Raw genomic sequence first — 24,181 nt, 5'->3', positions numbered from 1 at the left:
GGAGCGCCGGAGATTGCGTCGCTCAATGCTCGCGGGCGCCACCCGAATGCTCGGCGGCAGCGCGAACCATTTGCGCCCAGCTGCCGATATAGGCGGCACGGTTCTTGTATTGATCCCCGGACTCCGCGGTCATCAGCGCCACGCTGCCGAGCGTTTCCGCAAACTCGTTGGTCGTGCAAACACCTTTTCGCTCCAGCACGCCGCCGAGCGCTGCCAATATTGAACCAACCGCAAAAAGTGCGTCTTCGTCCATGATAAGCTCCTTTTTATCCAGCAATTAGCGGATCGCAGAACTGGGATACTTGGATGTGGCATCTTTCCGGTCGGGGGGCAAAGCGCCAGCGGTAACCCAAAATTAGGAGCAGCGACGATGTCGCCATATAATGTGGCCGATGAATTTGACCGCGCGAAAGAGGAGGAACGGTGCCCAAAACGCTCGCTGAGGAATCGCCCGATGGCCGCGTCTTTTTCGCGCCGGGCATTCTACGCCATTCGCCGTTCGCCAGCGACGTTGCCTATGTCATTGCTCTGTGGGCGCATATCGATGGCGATATTGCCTCGATCCTCAGCCGGATGCTGAGAAGCGACATTGCGGTCGGCACTGCAATGTATCTCTCGCTGGTCGGAGCCGGAGCACAGCGGGGCGCACTTGATGCGGCAGCGCACGAAGCGCTCCCCGAGTGGCAGCAACTGCTGTTCAAGGCGATCGGCTCGGTCGCAGAGGAGTCGCGCAAGACCCGCAATCATTTTGCCCATCGTATCTGGGGGCATTGCTCCGAACTCACGGAAGCGATCCTGCTCACCCACCCCAAGACCATCGTGAAGTACAACATCAGCCATCGCCAGCGCGTGGAGGAACTTCCCGACGGACGCGGCGTGATCCGGCCTATGCCGATCGATGAAGAGGAGATCCTGGTCTATCGGCGGCCTGATTTCGATGCGGCGATCGAAGAAGCGGAGCGAGCGCAGACGCTCTATCGGCTCTCTTACGCCATTATGTGCGATTCCGGCGAAGGGCCAAAGGCCCAGCTCCTCGCCGACCCCATTTTCAAGGCTCGCCTCGATCAGATTGCGAAGGGCGCAAACGCCGAGGCGAAAGCCATTCTAGGGATCAAGGCCAAAGAGAAACGGAAGCACTAACCATGCGATACTGGAACACAGGGGACACACCCACCAATTCGAACCTTGGCGCGCTCGAAAATCTCGCGCGGCCGTGGGCCGGGATCGACGCCGAGCACCTCCTCGATGTCATCCGCGGAGTGATCCGGATCGAGAAGATGCTGCCGAAGGCGGTGCGGGTGCATTTCAAGCTGCCGCATCTTTTCGTCGGCGCTGGCCCCTATGATTGGGACGCCGCGCGCCGGGATGAATATCATAGCGAACTCTGCGAGGCACTCAGTGCGGGGCTTGCCAATGTACAGGCCGACCCCACTCTCGCGAAAGATGGTGGGGCCGATCTCAGCGATCGCCCTCCGACCCGGGGTGAAGAGCTTGAGTTCGCCTGCCGGACCTGGAGCCGCAATCGGACGAGCAGCAATCTCGACGATCTGCGCATCGCCTGCAGCGTGCAGGGGATGCAGAGCCGGTTCGACAAGCTGGAGCGCTGGCTGGCCCGAAAGCGTCCGGGCTCGTCTCCCCATACGGTGGCCTATGAGGTCGAATGCGCGCTCGGCGACATCGATCGCTACGCCGATACCTATCATTCAATGGAGGCGAGCTACCGCTACGCCGAAAGACTGCGCGAGCGCGAGCAGCAGGACGAAGAGGACTGAGCATAGTCCGGCTTTCCCGGAAATGCGGAGAGATATCCCCAGACGCACCCCCGACTGTTGATAAAATTGCGATTCACCCTGTTGACAAGCGACTCGCCTGAAGGGCACTCCAGCCCGGAGGGCTTATCCCTCACGGTAACCCGCACGCGCATCTGTAACAGCGCGCCATTTTCGCGATGAATCCGTGAGGTTTGTGATGACCGACTTGCCCCCTCTCCCGCCCGTAGGCGATCGTCCGATGACTGACCGTGAGGCCGAGCTCGCCCAGTTTGTGGCGCTTGTGCAAATGGGCCGCCACAAATCGGCGCTGCTTCTCGAGCTGTCACGAACTCCTCCGGCCAAATATCTGGCTGTCACGATACTGCTGCTAGCGGCTGCCCTGTGCGGTATCCCCGCGGAGGCCATCAGCTTTCTCTTAAAACTGCGGGCTGGATGAGCCGGTTAAAGGCTTCAATCGGAACCGCTGACATCCCGCATCAGCTCCGCGGCGAGCTTTGGTCCAACTTCCATCCGACGTGAAAGGGCATCGACGAAACCCTCCCAGCGCCGCTTCCCGCTGGCCTGCGCGGCCGGCAATGCATCATCGGGCAAGGGCGCCGTGTTCGTGAGCCAGTGCCGGACGAACAGGGCAATTGCTTCGCCCGACATTTCGCCATGCCATTCGATGCGGTCGAGCTGGCGGCCGATGCGGTCGAGGCGCCGGGTCAACACCGCCTCGATCCGCTCCTCCTGATCGGGCGAGAGAAAGGAGCGCAGTGCAGCCTCCAGCACTTCGGTCCGGGTGAGGCCGCGTCGGCGGGCGAGGTCTGTCAGGTCGCGCGAGAGGCCGGTTTCGATCCGGAAGGTCTGTTTGACATGCGATCGGATCACAGCTGGATCCCGTCGTCAGGGTCGAGCGCCGCTGCACGGGCGCCCCGCGCCATCTGCCGATCGGCCGCGGCGCGGAGCCGCGCCGCATCGGCCTGCACTCCATCTTCGCTGAAATCGAACTCGCCGTTGACGCTGCGCGGCGGCGGCGGCGCGATATCCTCATGGACGGGAAGTTCGGGTTCCTGCCGAATGCCGCCATTGGCCGCGTCATCGTCCTCCGCCGCCTTCGCTTTCGTCTCCATCAGCTGATGTACCCGGTCGGCCATCCAGTCGTGGGCGGCGGGAAGAGCGCGACCGGGTGCGGGCGGCGGAATGACGCGGCCGGCCAAGCGCCGGTCGCTATAGTATCGCGCCTTCTTGGCCCTGATCGGCGCGAGGCCAGCGGCCATCACGATCTCGTCGTCCGGTGGGAGCTGCATCACTTCGCCGGGGGTCAGCAGCGGCCGAGCGGTTTCGGTGCGCGACACCATCAAATGGCCAAGCCAGGGCGAGAGCCGGTGGCCGGCATAATTCTTCATCGCACGCTGTTCGGTTGCCGTACCGAGCGCATCGGAAATCCGTTTGGCGGTTCGCTCGTCGTTCGTCGCGAAACTGACCCGGACGTGGCAATTGTCGAGGATCGCATTGCTCTGGCCATAGGCCTTCTCGATCTGGTTGAGCGACTGGGCGATCAGGAAGGCCTTGATGCCATAGCCCGCCATGAAGGCGAGCGCACTTTCGAAGAAATCGAGACGTCCGAGCGCGGGAAACTCGTCGAGCATGAACAGCAGCCGTTGCGACCGCGCCTTCGGATTCAGCTCCTCGGTCAGCCGCCGCCCGATCTGGTTGAGGATCAGGCGCATGAGCGGCTTGGTCCGGCTGATATCGCCGGGCGGCACCACGAGGTAGAGCGAGACCGGGCGCTCGCTCCCGATCAGGTCCGCGATGCGCCACTCGGAATGTCCCGTGACCTTGGCGATCACCGGATCGCGATAAAGGCCGAGGAAGGACATGGCGGTCGACAGCACGCCCGACCGCTCATTCTCGCTCTTGTTGAGCAGCTCCTGCGCCGCCGCGGCGACGACCGGATGAACGCGATCTCCCAAATGGCGGGTGGTCTTCATCCGGTGGAGCGTCGCCTCGATCTTGCGCTCGGGGTTCGACAGAAAGGCCGCGACACCGGCGAGGCTCTTTTCCTCCTCGGCGTAGAGAACATGGAGGATCGCGCCGACGAGCAGGGCGTGGCTGGTCTTCTCCCAGTGGTTTCGACGATCGAGGCTTCCTTCGGGATCGACCAGCACGTCGGCGACATTCTGCACGTCGCGCACTTCGCATGCGCCGCGTCGGACCTCGAGGAGCGGATTATAGGCTGCCGATGCGGGGTTCGTCGGATCGAAGAGCAGCACCCGGCCATGCTTTGCGCGAAAGCCCGCGGTGAGCTGCCAGTTCTCGCCCTTTATGTCATGAACGATGCAGCTCCCCGGCCAGGTGAGAAGGGTCGGCACCACGAGACCGACACCTTTTCCGGATCGGGTCGGCGCGAAGCAGAGGACATGCTCGGCGCCATCGTGACGCAGGTAGGTTCCGGCCATGCGCCCGAGAATGACGCCATCGGGGCCGAGCATGTTGGCATCCCGTATCTCACGCTCCTGCGCCCAGCGTGCCGATCCATAGGTCTCGGCCCGCCGGCGCTCGCGCGCACGCCACACCGACATGCTGATCGCGACGACAACCGACAGCAACCCACCCGACGCGGCGATCGCGGCACCGCGGTAGAAGATCGGCGGCGCATAGGCGTCGAAGGCAAACCACCACCAGAAGAAGGCGGGCGGCGGATAGACGGGATAGTCGCCGATGCGGAACCAGGGGGCACCGAGCGCCGCCTGAAATCCGAGCGCTTCCGCCGTCGATTGGGTCGCGGTCCAGACCGCCGCGAGGACGATCAGCAGCACCGCGAAGATTTGGCCCCATAATATCCTGTCGCTCATCGTTCATCCTTCCTCAGATTGCGATCCCGCGATTGCGGCCAAGGCTCCAGTCGATGCCGCCCGCGGTGGCGGTGCCGGCGACATGCTGCCCGAGGTGCCGGTCGAGCGCCGGGCGCCAGGGCACGAGTTGAAAGCCAAGCCCGTCGTCGATCATCGCGAAGCGCCCCGAGGCGAGCGACACGCGCTCGCGGTAGGTCCCGCTCACCGCGTCGCCGGTGGCCGGCGGGCGATGCGCGAGCCCGGTGCGCGCGGCGATGGTTTCGCAGGCCGCCTCGAGGTCGCGCCGCTTCAGCGTTTCGATGAGATCGGGCGCCAGTACGAGCTTGCCGTTCTGACGGCTCGCGAGGCCTTCGCTCGCGAGAAACTCGGCGCGCGCTGCCATGGCGCGGCGAACATCGATGCCGAAGCCCGAGGTTCCTGCCGTGGGCTTCGCCGCGACCAGTTCGCGGTCGAGCCAGGTTGCGCCGCGCGCGGATATCTGGTCGGCGACCGCAAGGTCCGATCGCAGGGCGAGCGAGAGATGCTCGCCGCCGTCGCGTCCTTCCCAGCGCCGCAGCTCGACGACCGCGCCCGGCTTCGCGTCCCCGGTCCATTGGAGATCGGAGAATTTGATGCGATGGGTCCGTCCATCGGTCCCGTCGACGATGGCGAAGGCGGAGCCGGCAAGCTCGTCGTCGAGGCCGCGTGCGACCAGCCGCCCGACGAGGCCCGAACGCTCCGCCTCACCGTGAAGGGCGAGCCTCGATGCGTCGAAGGAGAGCCCTTGCATGCGCATGGCTCGGTGGACGCCCTTGATGATGTCGCCTCGCTCGCCGAGGTCGCGCAATATGGTTTCGGCGCGCGGATCGATCTCGAATATGCCGGGTCCAAGGCGCGTCGCGAGCCCAAGCGCCTCGAGCTTTGCCGCACGTCCTAGGAGATGCCGATCGCGGCCCGGCGGCGAGCTTGGGTCGGGACGAAGATCGACGATCCCCGTTTCGCCGCCGCGTTCGCGCAGGCGCGCGTCGAGCCCGGTCCAACGCTCGGCACTCGCCTCCCGCGCCAAGCTGGCGTCGATCTCCCGTTCGTTTCGCGGACCGAGTTCGAGGGTTGCGATCTCCGACGCCCGCCCGCGCACGCCTTCCGACATATAGGCGCGGTCGACGACCAGGTCGCTTCCGTCCTCGGCGACGCCGCGCACGAGTATGTGGATATGCGGATTGTCGGTGTTCCAGTGATCGACCGCCACCCAATCGAGCCGGGTCTCGAGATCCTTCTCCATCCGGCCCATGAGATCGCGGGTGAAGGTCCGAAGGTCCTGGAGCTGCTCGGCATCTTCAGGGCTGACGATGAAGCGGAAATGATGGCGATCGTCGGCGCAGCGATCGGCGAAGGCCTCGCGGTCGGCGGCGTCTCCAGCCGCATCGAACATCATGGCATCGCGTCCATCGCGGGTGACGCCGTCGCGTTCGAGATAAGCGATATGCCGTGCGAGCGGCGCGGAGCGAAACTGCGCGCCCTTATGCCGGACGATGCGCGCCATGACTGTCACCCGGCGCTGCGCGGGGCCCCGCCGCATCGTCGCAAGCGCGGCACGGCCGCGGCCATGCCGACCGGTCCCGCTGCGACCGCCGCCGCCCCGACGGGAGCGGGTGTAACCCGAGCGAGCGGCTGCCTTGCGCACCTGCGCCGCGAGCCTTTTCCCGCGCCGCGCCGATCCCGAACCAGCATCGCGACCCCTTCCCGGTCGCACCCGAAAATCATGCTCGTCGCCGCTCACAGCGCCGGTGCCATATCGTAAGCGCTTGTTCTGCCTCGGAAATCCCGAGATCGATATGGCAGCCGGAGGGGGGTGCCATACGCATAAAGCGCTGTAATCCAACCACAATCTGCCAGCGAGCTGGCAGGTCTTTTATCTTGCCATCCCCCCGAACCCCTTCTGAACGCCAAGCAGTGCCTATCCATGGACCCACGCACTCCAGCAAATATTGCCAGGACGACCATCACCGATTGTCCCCGGAAAGCGGGACGAAGAGGGGCGAGGGAGCAGGCGCGGAATGCGACGGCCCTGCAGCCGCGACGTCGCCGCGCTGCACCGAAGTTGCAGCCGGCGTGTCCGATCGCTGCTTGGTGAAGAGCGACGCGCTGCGCCAGCTCGGCGGTTCGGCCGTCCGCGCCATCGCCGCCGACGGCACAGCCGGCGCACCGAGCGCGGGCGCGATGGCTGCCACATAGGCGACCGTCTCGGCGGGCAAGCCGCGCCGCCCCGCTGCATAGGCGTCGGCGCGGCCGGGGCCCGCATTATAGGCAGCGAGCATGAGGCGAACGTCGCGATATCGATCCCACATCGCGCGCAGATAGGCCGCGCCCGCGAGGATGTTGGCGCGCACGTCGAAGGGGTCAGACCCGAGACGATGCTGCGCCGTCAGCATCGTCCAGGTTGCGGGCATGATCTGCATCAGCCCCATTGCACCGGCATGCGAGAGCGCCCGCGGCTTGCCGCGGCTCTCGACATGCATCACACGCCATATCCAGACCTCTGGCACGCCGAAGCGTTGCGATGCCTCCGCCACATGGGCGGCATAGGGGTGGACCGCGGCCGCCGGCGTTTCCGCCGGTGCCGCGCCCCATGCCCGGTCCGGGGCGGCGCTCGCCGCGCAGAGCAGCAGCAAGGCGAGGCGCACGGCGCGGACGCGCGCCGAGCGAGCCGGATGCATGATGCTCACGCTTGTTCTCGTGGGACGGGACGCGTCCAGAGGAGATGATATTCATCCTCGTTCTGCGTCGAACGGAGCAGATTGGCGCGCAGCGGAAGCGCGAGCGCCGGGTCGTCGATCTGCAGGGCAATATAGGAGCCGGCGCGTTCGCTGCGGCGTTCCCAGCCTGCGCCGATCTCGACGCCGGTGTCGGCTTCGACGAGGAGGACGCGCCAGGCCGGTGCATTCTCCGCGTCGTTCGGCTTCGCCGGAACGATCGCGATCATCGCATCGAGCAGCAGCGTCCGGATCTGTCCGGCATAGCCGTCGCCAGCGGTTTGAAAGCTTCCGATAATCATGAGGACATATCCTTTCCTTCGGGGGTGAATGCGGAGCGATCGGCGCCTCGGCGCCAGCGCAGCGGCGCGCCGGGCGCATCGCGCACGAGCAGCGGGTGCGCGACGCCGACGACGCCGGTGTCGGGGAGCGGTCCGAAATATCGGCCGTCGAGACTGTCGGGCGCGGGGTTGAGGAGGAACAGTTCGCCGGGGCGCAGGCGATGGCAGCCGAGCCAGCGCGGCAGCGGCCGCCCGAGGCGGTCGGCGTCCCGCGCGCGCGCTGCTGGCGCGCCGTCAATCGTCACGAAGGTGCCGCTGCGACAGACGAGCGCGCCTTCGCCGGCGGCGACATGCTTCAGGAGCGGCACGCCGCGCGGCACATAGCCGCGCACCGCGAGACGCGCCGCGACCGCCTCGGGCGGGTGGAAGAGGATGAGGTCGCCGACCGCGGGCTCGGCACCGACATCGACGCGGTAGAAGCCGATCGGGACGCTCGGGCTCGCATTCCAGATGAGGCGCGGTTGCGGCGCGAGCGCAGCCGCCGCGACGAACAGCGCCGCGAAGAGCGTAGCGCTCGCCGCGGTCGCGCGGAGCCAGCGGCGGTTCATGGCGCGATCGCCTTGCGCTGGAGCCATGCCCGGTGCCGCTCCGGACCATAGGGCCGGAATGGCAGGCCGGCGGCAATGTGGCTGCCGATGTGGCGCCAATGATCGGGCGCCGTCTCGCACGGGTCGATCCCGGCGGCCTCGATCGCATCGATCGCCGAAAGCACCTGCTGAACCCTCGGCCAACCGTCGACGCGGAGCAGGATGTCGCCGCCGGGGCGAACGTAGGGATGCGTCGCGAAGGGGGCGCGCGGCGCGGGCGCTACGATGACCGAGATGCTCGAGAAGATGGTGCCGAAGTCGTTCGCGCCCCAGCGGACGAAGCCGAAGACGGCCTCGGGCCGGAAGGAGACGATGCGGGTCCGGCGACTGACGATGCGCTCGGCGGCGACGCGGCCGAAGCGCAGCCAATGCTCGAGGCGCTGCTCGATCCAGGTCAGCTCAAGGTCGGTGAGACCGCTCGCGGTCGCCTCGACCGGCTGCACGCCCAAAGCGCGCGCGATGTTCTGGGCCGGGCGCATCAGCGGCGAACCGGGCGCGCGGGATGGACGACGCCCTTGCCGGGATCGGACGTCGACTTCTTGCGGCCGATCTCGGCCCAGGCGTCGAGATCGGCGATCGCGTACACGATCCGCCCGCCAAGTTTGCGGTATTCGGGACCCGTTCCGAAGCAGCGATGCTTTTCGAGCGTCCGGCTCGACAGGCCGAGGTGCAGCGCAGCGTCGGGCGTCTTGAGGTAGCGCGGCGAAATGGGGGTATGCATGTCGCTCAAAAGGGGCCTCCGTTCGCAGCGCCGGGTCCCGTGGCGGGCTCCGGCGGAGAGGCGGCGACATTCGGAAATCGGGATGCGGTTTAGGAACGGACAAAGTGACGACGCGCGGAATGTCCCGATCAGGCGGCGCCGAGCAGCTCCTGATAGCCGCCGTCGCGCATCGCGACCGCCGCGCGGTGCCAGCGCGCGATGCGGCGGCGCTCGCTCGATCCGTCCCAGTCTGCGGCCGAGAAATCCTGGGCATCGTCAAGGATGAGGGCGGCGGCGATGTCGCGCGCCGAACGCCCCTCGGCGGAGGCGTCGAGGAGCCGCAGCCACTGGATGAGACGCCAGCGCTCGGATGGTCCGGGGGCGCCTCCCCGCAGGAAGCGATGCGTCGTGACGCCCGCCGAGAAGCGGCGCTGTACGGCGAGGCTCACGGCCATCCGCAGCTCGCTGTGCGGGTCGGCCGGGTTTACATAGGCGAGCCGTTCATCGGCGAGGAAGCGGCGAAGCCAGAGGCGGAAGCGCCGACCGTCGGCCACGAACACGAGATGCCACTCGCCCGGCAGGATGATCTCGGAGGCGATGTCCGCCGAGGCGATGAGCTCGGCGAGCCGCGGCGCGGCGAAGCCGTCGGGCGCCGGTTCGGCGATGGCGACATGCGCGCAGACCTCGGGCTGCCAGAGCGCGGGGGATTCGGTGACGGATCGGTCAGGGTCCAGGGCGAAAGACCAACCCCCATCGTCGCGCGAGCCCAGCGAGGCGCGCGGTGCGCCGCCGCGTCGGCGCCAACGCGGCCGAACGATAGGCGCGGCGATAGGCCGGGCTTCGGCGCAGGAACTCCTGCGCGAAATCGGCGCGATCATATGTTTCGAATATTCTCGGAAAATATGGCGATTGCCAATCGACCACCTGATCCATTCGCACCTCCGGCTGATCTTCAGGAATGAAAGCAAAGCCTATCAGCAGCTTGCCCGCATCGGCTGGAACATGGTTAGCGGCATGCAAAGGATCATCGTAACGCAATGCGGCGGAGAATCCCCGCGCGAAAAGCCTCAAAATGAGAGTATCGCCGCCCGGCTTGCGGCCGGGCGGCGTGCTCGATCAGTCCCGCCGCTGGGGACGGGTCCAGACGAGGTCATAGTCGCCGTCGCTTCCTTCGAAGAGCTGCGCGAAGAAGGGCGCGGTGAAGCTCGGGTCGTCGAACTTGGTCGAAAGATAGGTGCGGTCGTCCTGACTGGTCTTCTCCCAGGCTGCGCCCACCTCGACGTCGCCGACATAGATGCGGTGGGTCGGAGCGCTGGGTTTGGGATTGTCCTCGGGGACGATGCGAACCGCGTCGACCGAGAGGGCGAGGCTCGCGATTGCGCCCCGATATTCGCCCTTCGCTTTCTTGAAGGTTCCGATCTTGGCCATCTTGAAGTCCTTTCCTTGCTTTCGAGCCGCAGGATCGCGGTCTCGATGCGCATCGGTGGCCGGAAAGGAGGCCGCGCCGCAGCCGAAGGCCCGGAGCGAAGCGGAGGACGGCAGCGCAGCGATTTTCTTGGTCCGCGAGGAACGGCGGCACGCCGGGGGAAGAAAATCGGGGAGCGCCGTTGCGGCCCGCGGGCTCAGCGCTGCGGCTTGCCGGCAGATCGCGCAGGGAAAAGACCGTGTTCCTGCGGCGGGAGCGAGGGACTCAGAGGCGGTCGGAAGCGGGCGAAGCGGAGGCCGGGATCGCGGGCGCTCGATCGTCCCATTCCCGGTCGCCGACGCCAATTGCATCCACCGAAGACCCATCAAGTCCCCGGACCGCCGCCACGGCGGCGGCGACGGCAGCGAGCACAGGCAGGATCGCCACCAGCATGCCCTCCGTAACGAAGAGCCTCACGATCCCCGTCATGCCATAATAGCCTGCGACCCCCGCCGGGAGGAGGAAGAGCATTGCGATACAGGCTCGCAGCAATGTCGATCCACCGTGGGCATAGAGGTGCCGTCCAGCAAGATGGAGCAGGAGCCCCGCCAGAAATGCCATCGCAAGGGCAGCGCCAATGCCATAGCCGCGGTCCTGAAGTTCGAAGGCGAGAGCGATGCCGGTGCCAAGCGGCAGCGCGAGGGCCGCCAGCCGGAACAGAAGCCAGATGAGATAGAGGCCTGCGGCAGCGCCGAGGATAAGCATGAAAGTCACGAGCGTCCTCCTTGGGGACGCGCTCTCCACCACCACCACAGCGCGGTCTGCACCGTCAATCTAGCAGACGGCCGCCCGCGACGGAACCGGAACTGGAACCATCGCGGGGCAAATTTTGCGGGCTCAGCGGTTGAACGGGTCATATTCGCACACGATGTGTTCGGGGTCGCCGTCGAACTCTTCGATGGGCATCACCGCATAGCCTTTTGTCGTTTCGATAAGGACGATGATCGTCATCATCGTGCGGGCGAGGCTCCAGCCGAGCGATTGAGCGGTGGAAAGCGGCATGGGTTTGGCTCCTGTCCTTTCGGAGCGGGACCGTTCCCGCTCGACAGTCGCCCCGCCGGCCGGGGGCGGGCCGCAATCACCGCAGCAAGGCTGCGGCCGCACGCGAAGCGTAGCGGACCCTTCACGGGTTGATTGAAGGAGGCCCGGCTCCGCGCCCAGGGACCAGCGGCTATCGAGAGCGGGTACGGTTTCGCGGGGGGAGAGGCCCTCATGCCTTCCTCCCGGACCATAATCTGCGTGCGCCGTCGTCCCGGCGTGCGCGAAGAACAGGGAGAATGACGCAATGGCGGGTCAGCGCAGTGAGTTCGGATATTATCCGCGGCCGCTCGATATCACGGTCGGACCGGTGTCCATCGCGACCCTTGCCGGTCTCCCGGAGACGGTGGCGGATATCGAGGCCGATCCTGGCCGCGAGGGGAAATGGACCTACGCCCCGCTACAGCCGGTTGCCCATCTCGGTGGCGGCACCAGCGTTCGGCCCTATCCCGCGCGCATCTTCGGCCTGCCGAAGACGCACGCCATCGTCCATGCGACGGCGTCGGAGATTGATCAGATCGACTTCCATGTCTGGAGCCTGTCCTTTTTCAGCGGCATGCGCTTCACGATTACCGAGGCCGGCTTCCTCGATTCGACACCGATCGAGCCCGGGGTTCTCGTCGACTTCGTGCTGATGGGCGGCAGCCTGCCGAAGTCGATCGAACTCGCCGAAGCCTTCTGGATCGATAATCGCGCAGTTCCGGAGCGAGCGCGCATCTGGGTGGCCGCAGTACACGCCCTCTTCATGAGCCAGAATCCGCAACATCTTCAGTTTGAGCGGTTCACGCTGCTCTACACGGCGCTCGATGCCTGCTTTGCCCTCGCAAAGTCCATAAACCCGCCTCCCAAAAGCCTCACGCATTCCCAGCGCATCGCGTGGATGTGCGACTGGCTCGGAATGCCGGTTCCCGCATGGGCCGATCCCGCGGGCGGTGGCGGTGCGCAAGTCGCTGGTATGCGCAATCCGGCGGTGCATGAAGCCCTTTATATGGGCGAACCGCTCGGCTTTGCGCTGCACGGCGTCGGCGGGGGACCAAACCTCACGCTCGAGATGTCCGGCCTGGTATCGCGTCTGCTCGTCGCTCTCCTCGGCGCACGGAACAATCGCTACATAAGCTCATCCACAGGCACGCGCCAAACACAGGGACTCGATCTTGGCTGAACGCAAACGGCAGAATTTCGCCATCCGCCCCGGCTCGGCAATGCAGGGGAGACAATCGTGACTGCGCCGCAAGGCGTCGCGGGTAGCGACGACAAGGCGGCGGCTCCCGTAGCCAAACCAGCGGCGCCAGCGGTCCCCGCGCGCCCGCATCCGTCCATCTTTCACTATCCGATCGATGCCTGCAACGTCAGCGACAAGGCCTCGCTCGAAGCGTTTCGCGAGAAACTCCAGCATTGGTCCGAGCTGTTCGAGCGCGATCCCGACGCGTCGCTCGCGGGGCAGTTCGCCGACATGATGTGGTTTGACATAGCCTGGCGCACGGCGAACGAGGCGCGGAAATTCGCCGATGACGACGGCACCCGCGGCTCGACCGCGCCGCTCATCGCGATGATGCTAGACCGCGGCTATCTTGCCGGACAGGTCATCGCCATCACCCGGCTGCTCGAGAAAGCGCCGGCGAACCAACCGAAGAAGGCCGTGATCTCACTCCCCCGGATCGTCGACGAGATGCGCGCGGCGCGCGAACTCATCACGCGCGAGAATTTCGTATGCCGCGACGCGCTGCCCTATGATTACGAAGCCTTGCAGGCGGCGGAGCTGGAGCGGTTGTCCGCTGAAATGGCCGCCAATCCGAACAAGGCGCGGCGCGTGAGCCTCAGCCTGTCGGGACCCGAAGGGTTCGACCAGGCGCGGATGGAACATGAGCTGTTCGACCAGTTATCGGGTGTCGCCCCCGAAAATCGCGCGCGCGGCGACCTGATTGGCGAGGCCTTTTTCGACCGGCTCGACGAGCTGATGGCGAGGCCGCCGCTTCCCGAGATCAAGGCGCTGCGCAACAAGAGCATCGCGCATGCCGCCGATGCCTTTTCGCGCGCGCAAGCGGCCGGGCTTCGGTCCGGCCTCACCATCCACGACCTCGACCGCGCCCATTATCTCCTCTTCGCGGTTTTCCAGACGTTGTCGGTTGTGCTGTTCGGCGTCTGGCGCGCCTCGCCCGTCCCCGTTCCCCAGCACAATATGTTCGAACATCTCACCGAGCCCTATCTCGCCGAGAAGCGGCTCGAGGCGATGCGCGGCTTCTGGGACAAGCATATCGGTGAGCGCGAAGGCTGGATGCAAGACGGTTTCCACGAGGTCGTACCCGACAAGAAAGCCGCGCAAAAGGCCCCGCCCGAAGGCGGGGCCTGATCGATCCGTCAGCTCGGCGGGTTCCAGATAAGCACCTTCTTCATCGGGTCGTCGCCGGGCGCGTTCGCGATATTCGCGTAGATCGTGCCGAATTCGGGGGCCGAAAGGGTGACCGAGACATATTCGGTGCCGTTCGACTGCGACGTGCGGGTCCAGCCGGCGCCGACCTCGTAGCCGTTCTTTCGCGCGATCACGCGGAAGTCGGGCTCATTGTCCTTCACCTTGCGGCCGTTCGGGACGATCGCGATCGGCGCGGTGACCAGAAGGGTCGTCAGCGTGCCTTCGAAGCTGCCGTCGGCTTTGACGGTGAGATTTGCGATGGTGGCCATGTCGTGTCTCCTTGGGTTGCTCGGGACCATCCCCGATGGCGCCAACCGAAGGGCCCGCGAGCCGCCGTCACCGAGCGGTACGCGAGGGCGAACCCCCGAAGGGGGTTGACGGCATGAGGCGAGCCGAGGCCCGCAGTCAGGCAGCCAAGGAGGGAGTGGTCCTGCAACCGGAGCATTTGGCCACCATCAGTGAAAGTCATGGCTCCGGACGCGCAGCGCAGGCTCGCGGCTATCGGGCCCGCCCCCGTTCCGCGCCCCGTCCCCGCGTCCCGGCGCAATGGAAAGCGAGCTGCGCCCGACCTGCCGCAGCATCGCGTCATGATCGGTTATCCGGTCGCAGATGATATGGATGATCTCGCCTTCCTTCTGAACGCGGCCGCGCATCGCGATCATCGACGCCGCCATGACCTGGCGCCGATAGATGTCGAAGCGATCGGGCCAGAGGATGCCGTTGGCGATACCGGTCTCGTCCTCGATCGTGACGAACAGCACGCCCTTCGCCGAGCCGGGCCGTTGCCGGACGAGGATCACCCCGGCGACCTCGATATTCCGGCCATCGCGGATCGAGCCAAGATCCGCGCAACGGACGATCCCCATCGCGTCCAGCTCCTCGCGCAGGAAACTCAGGGGATGCGCGCGCAAACTCAGTTGAAGCGTACGATAATCCTCCACCACCTCGCGTCCTTCGGTCATCGGCCGAAGCGCGGTCGGCGGTTCGAGCCCTTCGGGCGAGAAGTTAGCCTCGCGCGCGTCGGCGGCCGCGAAGAGCGGCATCGGCGCCTCGCCGAGGCCGCGGACCTTCCACAGCCCCTGCCGCCGGTCCTCGGACAGGCAGGCAAATCCATCCGCCTCGGCGATCCGCTCGATCGCGGCGCGCGGCACTCCGGCGCGCCGCCATACATCCTCGACGCAGTCGTAGGGCACATCGCCCCGCGCGCCGACGATCGCGGCACCATGGATGTTCGCGAGCGATCGAACCTGGCGGAAACCGAGGCGAACCGCGAGATAGCGCCCGTCGCTCCTTTCCAGCGTGCAGTCCCAATGGCTGTCGTTGATCGACACCGGACGCACCTCGACGCCGTGATTCCGGGCATCGCGCACGATCTGCGCGGGCGCGTAGAAGCCCATGGGCTGCGCGTTCAGCAAGGCCGCGCAAAAGACGTCCGGATGATGATGCTTCATCCAGCAGGAGGCGTATGCGATCTTGGCAAAGCTCGCGGCGTGGCTCTCGGGAAAGCCATAGGAGCCGAAGCCCTCGATCTGCTTGAAGGTGCGCTCGGCGAAATCCTTGGGATAGCCCCGCTCGACCATGCCGCCGACGAGCTTGTCGTAGAAATGCGACACGCCGCCGGTGAGCTTGAAGGTCGCCATCGCGCGGCGAAGCTGGTCGGCCTCGACCGGCGTGAAGCCGGCACCGACGATCGCGACCTTCATCGCCTGCTCCTGAAAGAGTGGCACCCCCAAGGTCTTCTCGAGCACGGCGCGAAGCTCGGGCTTCGGATATTCGGGCTTCTCCTTGCCTTCGCGGCGGCGAAGATAGGGATGGACCATGTCGCCCTGGATCGGACCGGGCCGGACGATCGCAACCTCGATCACGAGGTCGTAGAAGCATTTGGGCTTGATCCGCGGCAACATCGACATCTGCGCGCGGCTCTCGATCTGGAAGACGCCGAGGGTGTCGGCCTTCTGGATCATGCCATAGACCGCGGGATCGTCATCCTGCAGATCGGCCATGCCGACCGAAATCCCCTTATGTTCGGCGAGCAGGTTGAACGCCCGGTTCATGCAGCCGAGCATCCCGAGGCCCAGCACGTCGACCTTCATGAATTTCAGAACGTCGATATCGTCCTTGTCCCATTCGATGATCTGGCGGTCCTCCATGCGCGCGGGCTCGATCGGCACAAGATCGTCGAGCCGCTCCTCGGTCAGCACGAAGCCGCCCGGGTGCTGGGAGAGATGCCGCGGCGTCCCGATCAGCTGCCGGGCGAGATCGAGCGTCAGCCGCAGACGGTAATCACCGGCGTTGAGGTTCAGCTCGGCAATGCGCTCCTCGGGGATGCCATCGACCGACCAGCCCCAGACGAGGCCGGTGAGCATCTTGGTGAGGTCGCGCGGCAGGCCGAGCGCCTTCCCCACCTCGGCGACCGCCCCGCGGGTTCGGTATCGCGTGACCACGGCGGTCAGCGCGGAGCGGTGACGGCCGTAGGTCTCGTAGATCCACTGGATGATTTCTTCGCGCCGCTCATGTTCGAAGTCGACGTCGATATCGGGGGGCTCCTTGCGCTCGCCCGACACGAAGCGCTCGAAGAGCAGCTCATGCTTGATCGGGTCGATCGAGGTCACGCCGAGCAGGAAGCAGACGCAGCTGTTCGCGGCCGACCCGCGGCCCTGGCACAATATGCCGCGCCGCCGGCTCTCGGCGACGATCGAATTGACGGTAATGAAATAGGGCGCATATCCGAGCTCGCCGATCAGGCGCAGCTCATGATCGATCTGTTTCCGATAGGCAGGCGGCACGCCGCCCGGAAACATGCGCGCAGCGCCTTCCTCGGTCAGCGCCGCCAACGCCTCTTGCGCGGTGCGGCCCTCCATCACCTGCTCATAGGGATATTGGTAGCGGATTTCGCCAAGGTCGAAGCGGCAGGCCGCTGCAATGTCGGCAGTCGCCGCGATCGCGTCCGGGAAGAGCGCGAAGCGCCTTTCCATCTCGGCCGGGCTCTTCAGCGCCCGGTCCATGAAGCGTTCGCGCTTGAACCCGAGCGCATCGACCGTCGTCTTCTCGCGGATCGCGGTCAGCACGTCCTGCAGCGGGCGCCGTTCGGGCGCATGGTAGAGGATGTCGCCGAGCGCGATGCTCCGTACCCCCACTTCCTGCGCCAGCGCGTCGAGCGCGCGAAGCCGCGCTAAATCGCAGGGCCGGCGGCGCAGCGCGAGCGCGAGAAAGGCGCGCGGGCCGAAGGCACCGCTGAGCTCGGCGAGATCGAGCCGCGCCCGCTCGTCGGCTTCACCGGGCAGGAGGATCGCGACGAGGCCCTCGGCCGCGGCGGCGACATCGGGCCAGTCGAGCCAGCAATTGCCCTTGCCGCCGCGCCCCTTGCCCAAGGAGAGCAGCCGGGTCAGCCGCGACCAGGCCGCGCGATCGGTCGGATAGAGGAGGATCGAGCGTCCGTCGCGCAGGTCGACGCGCGTCCCCGCGATCAGCCGGACGCCGGTTGCTTCCTGTCCCGACAGGCCGCGCACCATGCCGGCGACGCTGCCGCGGTCGCAAAGCCCGAGGACCGAATGGCCTTGGGAAGCGGCGGCCGCGAACAATTCCTCGGGCGAAGAGGCTCCCCGCAGAAAGGAAAAATGGCTCGTGGCGTAGAGTTCGACATAGGTCGTAACGGGGTCCGTCATCCGAACACGCCGTGCATGTACCAGCTGAGGTTACCCGTCTTATCGGTGATCGCGTCGCCGCGACGGAAGAGCCAGAAGCGCTCGCCGCTTGTCGCCTCGACCCGGAAATAATCGCGAACCGCCCACATCTCGCCGGGACGGCGCCACCATTCGCCATGGATCCGCTCGGGACCATCGCCTGCGACCACCGCATAGCTCCGCCCGCGCCACGCGAAGCGGCGCGGCGGATGGTCGGGAAGCAAGGCGACGACGCCGGACAGCGCCTCGGGCCGCGCGAGCATCCGGATCGGCCGCGGCCAGACGGGCCAGCCGGCGGGCTTGGCCAAAGGCCCGGCGCGCACGATCGCGCGCTCGGGGACATCGCTTTCGATCGCGGACAGGCGGAACAGCGCGGCATCGCCGGCGCGGCCGGCCAGCGCATCGACGAGCGGAGCGAGGTCGGGCGCCTGGCGTGCCGTGTCGAGCACGGCGGCGATCGCCTCGGGCGCCAGCGCTTCGACCTGCGGCGCCGCGAGAACCATCGTCTCGATCCCGAGCCCCGGCTCGATCCGGTCGATCCGGAGCCTGAACAGGCGCAGCAGATGTTTCGCATCGCGCGTCGCGCGCGCCGTCCCGACGGTGATGAACTGCGCGCCCATGTCGAGCCGGTCGCAGCGCAAGACGAGGCTCCGCACGCCGAGACTGCGCTCGCGCAGCGCGAGCACGAGATCGCCGAGCAGGTCGGCGATGACCTGCTCGATCGCCTCGGCGGTCCCGATCGGTTCGAGCAAGGAACGGCGCGCCTCGGGCATGTCGAACGGCACGACCGGAACGATCGGCTCGGGTACGAACCCTCGCGCCTGGTCGAGCCGCTCGACCGCGCCGCGCCCGAGCCGCCGGGCCAAAGGCCCGCGCGGCATGGGATAAAGGTCGGCGATCCGCTCGATCCCGAAGCGTGCCGCCGCGGCGAGCGACTCCGGCGCCAGCCGGAGCGCCGCCAGCGGCAAAGGCGCCAGCGCCTCGCTCTCGCCTCCTTCCGGCAAGATCCGCACGCCCGCGCCGCCATAGCGCGCGAGCGCGTGCGCGGCGCCCGGCGTGCCGGCGATCGCGACACGCGCGGTGAAGCCGAGGCGCCGCAGAAAACCGAGCAGACGCACCGCGAAACGCTCTTCGCCGCCGAAGAGATGCGTCGTGCCCGACAGGTCGAGCCACAGCCCGTCGGTGCCCGACACCGCCGCCGTCGGCGTCCAGCAGCGGGCGGCGTGGAGCGCAAGGCGATCGAGCCACGCGCGATCGGCGTCGGGTGCGGCGTCGAGTATGTCGAGATCGGAGACCAGCGCGCGGGCATGGGCGGCCGCCATGCCGGGCACGAGGCCGAGATCGAGCGCCGCCGCACAGGCGGCCGTCACGAGGTCACGCTGGCCGGTTCGCGCGACGACGATCGTCGGACGAAGGCCCCAGAGCGGCGGCAGCGGCGCAGCGATCCCGCCGGACGTCCCGTCGTCCGAGCGCAACGCCCGGAACACCGGTGCGGCAGCTTCGCTGCGCCGTCCCAGCTCGCGCATCGTTGGTCGCTGGTGCGCCGGGAGGGCGTCGAGCGACGGCTCGCCGGAGTGCGTGCTTTGCGCCCAGCGCGCGCCCGGACGCCAGCCGCCGCCGCGCGGCACCGAACAGGTGCCGGGATTGTCGTCGACAGGCTCGGGGAAGCGCGGACCCGCCCGCGCCCGATCAGGCGGCGTGCCCGAATGCGACGGTGTCCGTTCTGCCCGGCGCAACCGCTCGATCGGCAGTTGCGGCAGGAAGAGCGAGGCGACCCTGGTCATCGCACGCCTCCAGTTCGAGGGAAAAAGGCGGCCCGCCGCGCTGCCGGACCAGCTCGACATTCCAGCGCCCGCGCCCGACACCGGGCGAGGCGAGGCGGCCCGACGACAAGGTGCCGATGCGCCAGCGGGTCATCGCGAGCGACGGATCGGCGAGGGGGCATTGGCCGTAACGCCGGTACCGGCGATAGAGGATCATCGGCGTGTTGCCCTCGGATGCGGCCAGTTGCAGCCGGCGCGTCGCGGTCTGATCGGCCGCTTTCACTTCGGCAACGACGCAGGCGAGCGAACCATCGCGCAGCGCGTCCTCGCACAGCGCCAGCAGTTCCTTGTCGGTCCTGCCTTGAGCATAGAGCACGCGGTCCGGACCGAGCCCCGCCTGTTCGAGACCGGGGGCATAGAGGTCGAACCGCGTCAGCGCCCAGAGCGCCGACACGTCGGGCGCCGCCGCGAAGCGCGACGCGATTCCAGCCGCGAAGAGCGTTGCCGCAGCGTCGTCGCTCCAGCTTGCCGAGGCGCCCGCGACCTCGTGCAGGCCTGCGCCATCGAGCCCGCCGCCAGCGAGAAGATGATCGACCGGCCCGACGCCGAACGGCAGGACCGGCCCACGCGAGGCGGCTACACGCGCCACCGCCGCGCGAAGCACGTCGATATCTCTGGCACTTGGCCGAGGTGCAGATTGGGACATCGTGCTCATGGGAATATCGACTCAAATGTTCCCTTTATGTTCCACCGAGTCAAAGGGCGCGTCAAGCGGGCCGCGACGAACCGCCGGGAATCGGTGCGGGCCTTCCGCTCAGCCTCTGTAAAAGCGAAACAATTTGGGCTCATGATCGTGACGGCTGCGTCTTGCTGACGGAACGAGGATCGCCGCCAAAGCATTGGAAAACCGGTGACGGACTTATTGTGAGGCGAATCATGCGTGAGAATCACAGTCGCTATTCTACCGTCTCGATCGTCCTGCACTGGACGATCGCCATCCTGATCATCGCCAATGCGACCATTGGCGGCTGGATGGAGGACGCCTCGGACAGCGAGAAACTCGGCTATTATCAGCTGCACAAATCGGTCGGGATCACGATCCTCGCGCTCAGCCTTATCCGGCTCGGCTGGCGCTTCGGACATCCCTGGCCGGCCTTCCCCGGCGGCATGCCGTCATGGGAACGGCTGCTCGCGCGCACGACCCATATTCTCTTCTATGTGCTGATGATCGGCGCCCCGCTTCTCGGCTGGGCCGCAGCGTCGGCGGGCGGGGCGCCTGAAGTGCCGCTTTACGGCGCCGTGCCCGCGCCCAATCTTCCGCTACCGCTGAACGAGGATCTCGCCGAAGAGCTCGGCGACATACACAAGCTGATGGTGAAGGCCATTTACGTCGTGCTTGCGCTGCATGTTCTCGGCGCGCTCAAGCATCATTTTTTCGACAAGGACGAAGTGCTCCACCGGATGCTGCCGCTGTTTCGCAATCCGCGCGGCTGACACGCGTCGACGTCACGGCATGCTGTCGTCGCGGCTGAGCAGGCCGAGGATGCGCTCATCGCGCTCGCCGCCGAACCAGCGGATGAGCGCGGCGGAGAGGAGCGGCCGCCGGCTCACGGCCTCGAACAACGTGAGCGACGAACGCAGCTTGACGGCGTCGACCTCGCCGAAGACCGCCACCGGGTCGCTTGCGGGCAGGTCCTGGATCGCCTCGACGCATTCGGCATAGCGCGCGCCGAGAAGCGGATGGGCCAGATAGGCCCGCGCCTCATCGGCTCCCGCGAGACCGTAGAGCTTCGACGTCGCGCTTCGGCCAAGGCCTGCCAGCTGCGGGAATATGAACCACATCCAGTGCGAGCACTTCTTGCCGCGGCGAATCTCGCCGAGCGCGCGCGCATAGATTTGCTCCTGCGCCGTCACGAACAGGTCGAGCCCCTCTTCGTTCGTCATAAGGCAAGAGCGCCTTGCGCGGGCGGCTTGCCATATACCTGCGTCACCTCGAGGCTGCCCTCGGGAAGCCATTTCAATATGTCCTCGGCCGGAACGCGCGGATCGAGCCAGGCGGCCCATTGATCACGCGCGAGCGGAATGATCTGGCGATGGTGATAGGGTGCGATGTCGGGACCGGCGTCCATGGTCAGGAGGCTGAAGGCTTCGCCGACATGGCTGTCGCGCCACACACCGGCCATGCAGAACCAGCGATGATCCTTCAGCGTGAACAGCCACTTGTCGAGCCGCCTTTGCGCGGGGTCGGTGGGATCGGTGAACTCATAGAAACCGTCGCAGAGGACGAGGCATCGCTGCATGCCGAGATCGCGGCGCTCCGAGCGCACATTATAGACCGGTTTGCCGCCCTGTCCGGGCCAGCTCCAGCGCCGGTTGACGAGCGATCCGGCGGTGGCGCCGTCGCTGCTCTTCACGATCGGCGCGGTATCGGTGATGCGGACATCCTCGCGCGCCGGCACGTTCGGTGCGCCCTCGGGCATGTCGATCTTGATCTGGAGGTTGTCGAAGTCCTCGGCGATCGACGCGATGTCTATTTCGAGCCGATAATCATTGCACATGCGCGTCGGTCCCCTCGCCCTTGCGACTCAACATCGTTCCCATTATGTTCCACATATGGGTATCGCGCCAACCCCTTTCGATCCCGACGCCCCGAGCGGAGGCGTGCAAGCGCTCGTCCGGCGCAATCCCGACAATATGACCGAGATCGAAATGGTCAAAGCGGTTTGGGGTTCCGACCCGCGGTTCAACGACGGGATCAATTATCGTTTTGTGCGCGCCGAGGGCCGCGCCTTCCCGGCGCGCCGCTGCCTGATCCCGGCGTCCGAGTTCCGCATGGGAACCGGCGATCACCGCTACCGGGTAACGCTCGACAGCGGCAATTTCTTCTATCTCGCCGCAGTGTGGGACCCGCCACTTGCCGATTGGCCGCTGTCCTACCGCATCCTCACCATCCCGGCAGGCGCCGATGTCATTCCTTATCAGTCGCGCCACGGCGTGATCATCCAGCGGCGCGACGCGAACCATTGGCTCGACGGCAGCGTGCCGAACGAGCTGCTGTTCGAGGAACCACCGCGTCACACGCTGTTCGTTGAGCCTTTGCGCAAACAGGCGGAGCTTCCGCTCTAGATCATGATGTCGCCGGCCCGAAGGGCCCGAACAACCTCACTCTTGGCGAGCCCGCAGCGGGGCGGCGTGCGATGCGCGCCCGTGCCTAGCCGCCGCCCCGCAAGGATAGCGAGCCGAGTGTGCCGCGCGGCCAAAACAAAAGTGCGACCCCTGGCCGAGCCTGCGAGGCCAGAGCGCGCTCATCAGATGCCGCGCCCGACATGCCGCCGCGCGGCCGTCCCGCCGGGCACGCCGGCGGGACGTACCGGCTCAGCCGTTCAGACGATCCTTGACGGCCTTCGCGGCGCCGAAGGTCAGCTTCTTCGAAGCCGCAATCTGGATGGTTTCGCCGGTCGAGGGATTGCGGCCTTCACGCGCGGCCGATTCCTTGACCTTGAACTTGCCGAAGCCGTTGACCGAGACTTCGTCGCCCTTGGCGGCGGCGTCGGTGATCGCGGCGAAAACGGCATCGACAGCCTTCTTCGCATCGGCCTTGCTCAGACCAAGTGCGGTTGCGACGCTGTCCGACAGTTCGGCGTGGTTCATAAATCATCTCCTTGAGCGGCCGGAAGGATCCCGGCCGGGCGGGCGCTATAGCGCCGCGGACGGATCGGCGCCATCTGCGCCGCGCCAAGGCGCGGCACGGCGAGTTGCACTCGGTGGCGGCCTGCGGCAGTAGCGGCGGATGCTTCCCCACCGCCTCATCGCATCCGCCCTGCTCCTGCTGGCTGCTGCCTGCTCGCCCGCGACCTCCGCACCCGCAAACCTGCCTGTTCCATCGAAACCGCTCAAGCTTGCGAGCTGGAACCTCGAATTTCTCGCCGAGCGCAACGGCGAGGGCTGCAACCCCAGGGATGACAGCGATTATGCCGCGATGCGCCGCATCGTCGACGACCTCGACGCCGATGTGATCGCCTTTCAGGAGGCCGAGAATGAGACCGCCGCGGCGCGGGTCTTCGATCCCGCCAAATATGTCGTGATCATGGAAGCGCGGAAGGGCTCGCCGGGCGGCACCTGCGGCGGCAAGTTCCCGTCGCAGACGGTGATCCGCCAGGCGGTCGGGTTCGCGGTCCGCAAAGATATCGCGTTCGATCGCCATGCCGATGTGACGTCGCTGATGCGCGGCAACGAACAGCTTCGCTCGGGCGTCGACATCACACTCCGCCCCGAGGGCCGCACACCGATCCGCCTTCTCGGCATCCACCTCAAGTCGGGCTGCTTCTCCGGGAGCGAGGCGAAGGCCTGCCCTATATTCCAGGACCAGATTCCGGCGCTCGAAGCCTGGATCGACGCGGCCGCCGCCGGGCCCGAGCGCTTCGCGGTGCTGGGCGACTGGAATCGCCGGCTCGCGCTTCCCGGCGACGCGATCTGGACTGAAATCGACGATGGCGATCCGGCCAACGCCGATCTGACGCTCGCCGACGCGGGCCAGCCGCCGGCGTGCGATCCGCGTTATGACAGTTTCATCGATCATATCGTGCTCGACCGGCGCGCCGCCGCTGACCGGACGGGGTTCAGCGAGACGCTCTATGCGCCCGGCGAGAAGCATTATTCGGACCACTGCCCGATCGCGGTCACGCTGCGGCGATAGAAAAATCGGGGCCTCGAAGAAGGCCACGGAACCATCGCGTTCCCGGCACGTTTCACTTACCTGTCCAGACGAAAGAATGGCAGAATTTGATGGCATCTTCGGATGCAATCTAGGGAAGCCCCGCTGCAGAGATGTAGCGGGGCTTACCATTTCTGCT

Annotated in this window: 29 protein-coding genes; 8 read left to right on the top strand and 21 right to left on the bottom strand. The window is 66.6% G+C overall.

What is annotated here, in order from left to right; all coding sequences use genetic code 11:
- Positions 1 to 22: 22 nt before the first annotated feature.
- Positions 23 to 253 (bottom strand): hypothetical protein, encoded by a 231-nt coding sequence (locus ATE71_RS05065; RefSeq protein WP_058802377.1) that lies wholly within the window; start codon positions 251 to 253, stop codon positions 23 to 25.
- Positions 254 to 423: 170 nt separating this feature from the next.
- On the opposite strand from ATE71_RS05065, the gene ATE71_RS05060 reads away from it, so the two are divergent.
- The 3 genes from ATE71_RS05060 (at position 424) to ATE71_RS05050 (ending at position 2,208) form a co-directional block, all read left to right on the top strand.
- Positions 424 to 1,140: a hypothetical protein gene (locus ATE71_RS05060; RefSeq protein ID WP_058802376.1), complete on the top strand. Its 717-nt coding sequence runs from the start codon at positions 424 to 426 to the stop codon at positions 1,138 to 1,140.
- A 2-nt stretch (positions 1,141 to 1,142) separates the two neighbouring features.
- Positions 1,143 to 1,772: a hypothetical protein gene (locus ATE71_RS05055; protein WP_058802375.1), complete on the top strand. Its 630-nt coding sequence runs from the start codon at positions 1,143 to 1,145 to the stop codon at positions 1,770 to 1,772.
- A gap of 238 nt (positions 1,773 to 2,010) precedes the next feature.
- Complete coding sequence (locus ATE71_RS05050) at positions 2,011 to 2,208, top strand: hypothetical protein (protein ID WP_058802374.1); 198 nt, start codon at positions 2,011 to 2,013, stop codon at positions 2,206 to 2,208.
- Between the two features lie 14 nt (positions 2,209 to 2,222).
- Here ATE71_RS05050 and ATE71_RS05045 read toward each other — a convergent pair whose 3' ends face one another.
- The 13 genes from ATE71_RS05045 to ATE71_RS22705 all read right to left on the bottom strand — a co-directional run bounded on the left by ATE71_RS05045 (position 2,223) and on the right by ATE71_RS22705 (position 11,436).
- Positions 2,223 to 2,642 (bottom strand): hypothetical protein, encoded by a 420-nt coding sequence (locus tag ATE71_RS05045; RefSeq protein WP_058802373.1) that lies wholly within the window; start codon positions 2,640 to 2,642, stop codon positions 2,223 to 2,225.
- A complete protein-coding gene (locus ATE71_RS05040; protein WP_058802372.1) occupies positions 2,639 to 4,609 on the bottom strand; it encodes a conjugal transfer protein TraG in 1,971 nt (656 codons plus the stop codon). The genes ATE71_RS05045 and ATE71_RS05040 overlap by 4 nt, the downstream gene beginning before the upstream one ends.
- Before the next feature lie 13 nt (positions 4,610 to 4,622).
- Positions 4,623 to 6,368 carry a relaxase/mobilization nuclease domain-containing protein gene (locus ATE71_RS05035; RefSeq protein ID WP_058802371.1) on the bottom strand — a complete coding sequence of 582 codons (1,746 nt, stop codon included), beginning with the start codon at positions 6,366 to 6,368 and terminating at the stop codon, positions 4,623 to 4,625.
- Between the two features lie 223 nt (positions 6,369 to 6,591).
- Positions 6,592 to 7,305, bottom strand: a complete 714-nt coding sequence (locus ATE71_RS05030; protein WP_082665088.1) for a lytic transglycosylase domain-containing protein — start codon at positions 7,303 to 7,305, stop codon at positions 6,592 to 6,594.
- A gap of 5 nt (positions 7,306 to 7,310) precedes the next feature.
- On the bottom strand, positions 7,311 to 7,643 hold the full coding sequence (locus tag ATE71_RS05025) for a DUF736 domain-containing protein (protein ID WP_058802370.1): 333 nt from the start codon (positions 7,641 to 7,643) through the stop codon (positions 7,311 to 7,313).
- Positions 7,640 to 8,230 (bottom strand): S26 family signal peptidase, encoded by a 591-nt coding sequence (locus ATE71_RS05020; protein WP_058802369.1) that lies wholly within the window; start codon positions 8,228 to 8,230, stop codon positions 7,640 to 7,642. Before ATE71_RS05020 ends, ATE71_RS05025 begins: the two co-directional genes overlap by 4 nt.
- Entirely contained in the window at positions 8,227 to 8,748 is a 522-nt protein-coding gene (locus ATE71_RS05015; RefSeq protein ID WP_058802368.1) for a DUF2840 domain-containing protein, read from the bottom strand. The genes ATE71_RS05020 and ATE71_RS05015 overlap by 4 nt, the downstream gene beginning before the upstream one ends.
- Positions 8,748 to 8,990 carry a helix-turn-helix transcriptional regulator gene (locus ATE71_RS05010; protein ID WP_037553423.1) on the bottom strand — a complete coding sequence of 81 codons (243 nt, stop codon included), beginning with the start codon at positions 8,988 to 8,990 and terminating at the stop codon, positions 8,748 to 8,750. The genes ATE71_RS05015 and ATE71_RS05010 overlap by 1 nt, the downstream gene beginning before the upstream one ends.
- A 128-nt stretch (positions 8,991 to 9,118) precedes the next feature.
- A complete protein-coding gene (locus ATE71_RS05005; protein ID WP_228383939.1) occupies positions 9,119 to 9,523 on the bottom strand; it encodes a DUF2285 domain-containing protein in 405 nt (134 codons plus the stop codon).
- A 169-nt stretch (positions 9,524 to 9,692) separates the two neighbouring features.
- Positions 9,693 to 9,902: a transcriptional regulator domain-containing protein gene (locus ATE71_RS22800; protein ID WP_082396360.1), complete on the bottom strand. Its 210-nt coding sequence runs from the start codon at positions 9,900 to 9,902 to the stop codon at positions 9,693 to 9,695.
- A gap of 183 nt (positions 9,903 to 10,085) precedes the next feature.
- On the bottom strand, positions 10,086 to 10,397 hold the full coding sequence (locus tag ATE71_RS05000; RefSeq protein WP_058802367.1) for a DUF736 domain-containing protein: 312 nt from the start codon (positions 10,395 to 10,397) through the stop codon (positions 10,086 to 10,088).
- 262 nt (positions 10,398 to 10,659) lie between these two features.
- Positions 10,660 to 11,148 (bottom strand): hypothetical protein, encoded by a 489-nt coding sequence (locus ATE71_RS04995; RefSeq protein ID WP_152998651.1) that lies wholly within the window; start codon positions 11,146 to 11,148, stop codon positions 10,660 to 10,662.
- Between the two features lie 123 nt (positions 11,149 to 11,271).
- Positions 11,272 to 11,436 (bottom strand): hypothetical protein, encoded by a 165-nt coding sequence (locus tag ATE71_RS22705; RefSeq protein WP_162928261.1) that lies wholly within the window; start codon positions 11,434 to 11,436, stop codon positions 11,272 to 11,274.
- Positions 11,437 to 11,719: 283 nt separating this feature from the next.
- On the opposite strand from ATE71_RS22705, the gene ATE71_RS04990 reads away from it, so the two are divergent.
- Positions 11,720 to 12,634 (top strand): hypothetical protein, encoded by a 915-nt coding sequence (locus ATE71_RS04990; RefSeq protein WP_058802365.1) that lies wholly within the window; start codon positions 11,720 to 11,722, stop codon positions 12,632 to 12,634.
- 57 nt (positions 12,635 to 12,691) lie between these two features.
- On the top strand, positions 12,692 to 13,822 hold the full coding sequence (locus tag ATE71_RS04985; protein ID WP_058802364.1) for a hypothetical protein: 1,131 nt from the start codon (positions 12,692 to 12,694) through the stop codon (positions 13,820 to 13,822).
- Positions 13,823 to 13,830: 8 nt separating this feature from the next.
- Here the strand turns inward: ATE71_RS04985 and ATE71_RS04980 are convergent, their stop codons facing one another.
- From ATE71_RS04980 to ATE71_RS04965, 4 genes are all read right to left on the bottom strand, one after another.
- A complete protein-coding gene (locus ATE71_RS04980) occupies positions 13,831 to 14,151 on the bottom strand; it encodes a DUF736 domain-containing protein (RefSeq protein WP_037553339.1) in 321 nt (106 codons plus the stop codon).
- A 186-nt stretch (positions 14,152 to 14,337) separates the two neighbouring features.
- Positions 14,338 to 17,547 carry an error-prone DNA polymerase gene (locus ATE71_RS04975; RefSeq protein WP_058802363.1) on the bottom strand — a complete coding sequence of 1,070 codons (3,210 nt, stop codon included), beginning with the start codon at positions 17,545 to 17,547 and terminating at the stop codon, positions 14,338 to 14,340.
- Complete coding sequence (locus ATE71_RS04970) at positions 17,544 to 19,349, bottom strand: DUF6504 family protein (protein WP_082665084.1); 1,806 nt, start codon at positions 19,347 to 19,349, stop codon at positions 17,544 to 17,546. Before ATE71_RS04970 ends, ATE71_RS04975 begins: the two co-directional genes overlap by 4 nt.
- The gene (locus ATE71_RS04965; RefSeq protein ID WP_201022922.1) at positions 19,255 to 20,043 is read right to left on the bottom strand and encodes an ImuA family protein; all 789 of its coding nucleotides are present in this window, start codon (positions 20,041 to 20,043) and stop codon (positions 19,255 to 19,257) included. Before ATE71_RS04965 ends, ATE71_RS04970 begins: the two co-directional genes overlap by 95 nt.
- A 221-nt stretch (positions 20,044 to 20,264) precedes the next feature.
- Between ATE71_RS04965 and ATE71_RS04960 the strand changes: the two genes are divergently transcribed.
- The gene (locus ATE71_RS04960) at positions 20,265 to 20,822 is read left to right on the top strand and encodes a cytochrome b (protein WP_058802362.1); all 558 of its coding nucleotides are present in this window, start codon (positions 20,265 to 20,267) and stop codon (positions 20,820 to 20,822) included.
- A 12-nt stretch (positions 20,823 to 20,834) separates the two neighbouring features.
- Here ATE71_RS04960 and ATE71_RS04955 read toward each other — a convergent pair whose 3' ends face one another.
- Together ATE71_RS04955 and ATE71_RS04950 are read right to left on the bottom strand one after the other, a co-directional pair.
- On the bottom strand, positions 20,835 to 21,272 hold the full coding sequence (locus ATE71_RS04955; RefSeq protein ID WP_058802361.1) for a DUF1810 domain-containing protein: 438 nt from the start codon (positions 21,270 to 21,272) through the stop codon (positions 20,835 to 20,837).
- Entirely contained in the window at positions 21,269 to 21,886 is a 618-nt protein-coding gene (locus tag ATE71_RS04950; protein ID WP_058802360.1) for an SOS response-associated peptidase family protein, read from the bottom strand. The genes ATE71_RS04955 and ATE71_RS04950 overlap by 4 nt, the downstream gene beginning before the upstream one ends.
- 55 nt (positions 21,887 to 21,941) lie before the next feature.
- Here ATE71_RS04950 and ATE71_RS04945 point away from each other — a divergent pair, with 55 nt between their 5' ends.
- Entirely contained in the window at positions 21,942 to 22,454 is a 513-nt protein-coding gene (locus ATE71_RS04945) for an SOS response-associated peptidase family protein (protein ID WP_058802359.1), read from the top strand.
- A 249-nt stretch (positions 22,455 to 22,703) separates the two neighbouring features.
- Here the strand turns inward: ATE71_RS04945 and ATE71_RS04940 are convergent, their stop codons facing one another.
- Positions 22,704 to 22,979 (bottom strand): HU family DNA-binding protein, encoded by a 276-nt coding sequence (locus ATE71_RS04940; RefSeq protein WP_037553418.1) that lies wholly within the window; start codon positions 22,977 to 22,979, stop codon positions 22,704 to 22,706.
- A gap of 139 nt (positions 22,980 to 23,118) precedes the next feature.
- Here ATE71_RS04940 and ATE71_RS04935 point away from each other — a divergent pair, with 139 nt between their 5' ends.
- Positions 23,119 to 24,024, top strand: coding sequence for an endonuclease/exonuclease/phosphatase family protein (locus tag ATE71_RS04935; protein WP_152998650.1), 906 nt, complete (start codon positions 23,119 to 23,121; stop codon positions 24,022 to 24,024).
- Positions 24,025 to 24,181 lie beyond the last annotated feature (157 nt).

It is taken from the genome of Sphingopyxis sp. H115 (assembly GCF_001468465.1).
Lineage (GTDB): Bacteria > Pseudomonadota > Alphaproteobacteria > Sphingomonadales > Sphingomonadaceae > Sphingopyxis.
Note: the sequence above shows the minus strand (reverse complement) of the source record. Positions and strands in the feature narration are given on the sequence as shown.